This window comes from Rahnella bruchi (assembly GCF_003614975.1).
GTDB classification, from domain to species: Bacteria; Pseudomonadota; Gammaproteobacteria; order Enterobacterales; family Enterobacteriaceae; genus Rahnella; species Rahnella bruchi.
Window position 1 is genome coordinate 1 of the sequence record NZ_QZWI01000054.1, and the last position, 792, is coordinate 792.

The following is a 792-nucleotide window of genomic DNA, read 5'->3' on the forward strand; positions in this document are numbered from 1 at the left end:
CCGCACAGGAACTGCTGTCGATCCATGCTCAGAAAGACATGAAGACGAAGGTGCTAAATAACCGGATGACGGATGTGGTCGCCAACCACACAGAAATAGTTGGCGGTAATCAGGCGATAACCATTGCTAAAAACCAGATACAAAACGTGGGTGCAAACCAGATTGAAACCATCACTTCTAATCAGGTGGTCAATGTGGGAAATAACAAATCAGAAACTGTCGGCATAATTAAAACTGAAACGGTCGGTTTTTTGAGCGCGTTATCTGTTGGGGTTGCGTATCAGGTTTCCGTAGGCAGCAGCATGAATACTACCGTTGGCGTATCACAATCCTCTGAAATCGGCGTCTTAAAAACGTTGAATGTAGGACAAACGTACAGCATCGACGTCGGGAAAAAAATGAAGCTGAGCGTAGGTGAAATTAAAAGCGAAATGGCCGGCAAGACCTCGCTATATTCAGCCGGAGACCATCTGGAGCTCAGTTGTGGCGCCGCCAAAATCGTACTAACGAAAGATGGCAGCATTTTTCTCTCCGGCGCCACATTACATATGCAGGGAGTCGCGATGGTTAACAGTGACTCGGCACTCATAAATCTTAACTGCGGATTATCGGTAGCGCCACCACCCGCCCCGCCGGCCTCGGGAAGCAGCGACATGCCGCCAGCAGGCGCAACTCCTCCGTTTATTTAAAATATTAACTTTAAAAGGATTTATACCATGACCGGATTTCCGGCAGCACGGCAGAAGGATATGACCGCCACTGGCGGCCCGATTGTTCAGGGCTCGCTCGGCG

General features: G+C 49.4%; 1 protein-coding gene. It reads left to right on the plus strand.

What is annotated here, in order from left to right; genetic code table 11:
- Positions 1–689: bacteriophage T4 gp5 trimerisation domain-containing protein (locus tag D5398_RS25310; RefSeq protein WP_425272777.1), on the plus strand; the 689-nt coding region annotated here is incomplete at its 5' end.
- Positions 690–792 lie beyond the last annotated feature (103 nt).